Genomic DNA, 1,742 nt, shown 5'->3' on the forward strand with positions numbered 1-1,742 from the left:
GCGTGGTGATATTGTCCCCGCGCAGCGCCGAAACCGGCAGCGCGGCCAGCGAGGCGAACCCCAGCCCGCCGGCAAAGGCCCGGTATGCGGCGGCAATCTGCTCGAACACCTCCTGGCTGTAATCCACCAGATCGATCTTGTTGACCACCAGCACCACATGCTTCACCCCCAGTAGCGAGAGGATGAAGCTGTGGCGCCGCGTCTGGGTGGAAAGCCCCTTGCGCGCATCCACCAGCACCAGCGCCAGGTCGGCATTGGAGGCGCCGGTGGCCATGTTGCGCGTGTATTGCTCGTGGCCGGGCGTATCGGCGACGATGAATTTGCGCCGGTCGGTGGAAAAGAAGCGATAGGCCACGTCGATGGTGATGCCCTGCTCGCGCTCGGCCACCAGCCCGTCCACCAGCAGGGAAAAATCGATCCCTTCCTCGCCCACCACGCGGTTGCGGCTCTCCGCCCTGAGGCTGGCCAACTGGTCGTCCAGGATGAGCTGGCTGTCATAGAGCAGCCGCCCGATCAGGGTGGATTTGCCGTCGTCGACGCTCCCGCAGGTGAGAAAGCGCAGCAGCGACTTGTCCGTCTGCTGGTTCAGCCACAGGCCGATATCGGCCCCCTGCTCCATCGCGGCAGACATCAGAAATAGCCCTCCAGCTTCTTTTTCTCCATCGATCCGGCGCTGTCGGCGTCGATCAGCCGCCCCTCCCGCTCCGAGGAGCGGCTGGCCTGCATTTCCATGATGATCTCGGCAAGGCTGGCGGCGCTGGATCGGATCGCCCCGGTCAGCGGATAGTCGCCCAGCGTGCGGAAGCGCACCATTTCCAGGCGCGGCTTTTCTCCGGGCGCGAAGCGGAAGCGGTCGTCGTCGACCATGATCAGCGTGCCCGAACGCTCCACCACCGGCCGGCGCGCCGCGAAATAGAGCGAGGGCAGCTCGATCCCTTCCAGGTGGATATAGGTCCACACATCCAGCTCGGTCCAGTTCGAGATCGGAAAGACGCGCATGCTCTCGCCGGGGTTGAGCCGCGTGTTGAACACCCGCCACAATTCCGGCCGCTGGCTCTTTGGGTCCCAGGCATGCTGGGCGTTGCGGTGGGAAAAGACGCGCTCCTTGGCGCGCGATTTTTCCTCGTCGCGCCGCGCCCCGCCAATGGCCGCGTCATAGCGCCCGGCATCGAGCGCCTGGCGCAGCGCCTGCGTCTTCATGATGTCGGTGAAGCGCGACGAGCCGTGGTCGAAGGGGTTGATGCCCTGCTCCACCCCTTCCTTGTTGGTGTGGCTGATGAGCGTGAAGCCATATTGGGCGGCCATGCGGTCGCGAAAGGCGATCATCTCGCCGAATTTCCACGTCGTGTTCACATGCAGCAGCGGAAACGGAATCTTCGAGGGATAAAACGCCTTGCGCGCCAGATGCAGCAAGACGCTGGAATCCTTGCCGATGGAATAGAGCATCACCGGGCGCTCGAAGCTGCCCGCCACTTCCCGCAGGATTTCGATGCTCTCGGCTTCCAGAGCCCGCAAATGCGTCAACCCGCCCGACCCCATCGCCACACCTCCGCGGCCCCATGCTGTTCCGCCCCTTGATTAGCCTCCCCCGCAATGCGCGCGATACGCGGCTTCCGGGAAAAAACCGCCATAGCCGCGCCCGCGAATAGAAAAACCAACGCCGCCCCGGCCCGTTCGCGATGCCGCCTACAGCATGTCTCCCGAAAGTGGGAACCGGTTTCGGGATAAAGACATGCGCAAAA

Annotated in this window: 2 protein-coding genes; both read right to left on the reverse strand. The window is 64.1% G+C overall.

Annotated elements, in window-relative coordinates:
• On the reverse strand, window positions 1–631 hold a 631-nt coding region (locus tag VDP82_RS17825; protein ID WP_323016156.1), incomplete at its 3' end, for a GTP-binding protein.
• Window positions 631–1,539, reverse strand: a complete 909-nt coding sequence (gene cysD, locus VDP82_RS17830; RefSeq protein WP_323016157.1) for a sulfate adenylyltransferase subunit CysD — start codon at window positions 1,537–1,539, stop codon at window positions 631–633. The genes cysD and VDP82_RS17825, both read right to left, overlap by 1 nt.
• Window positions 1,540–1,742: the final 203 nt, after the last annotated feature.

Origin of the sequence: Devosia sp. (assembly GCF_034675085.1) — a bacterium.
GTDB lineage: Bacteria > Pseudomonadota > Alphaproteobacteria > Rhizobiales > Devosiaceae > Devosia.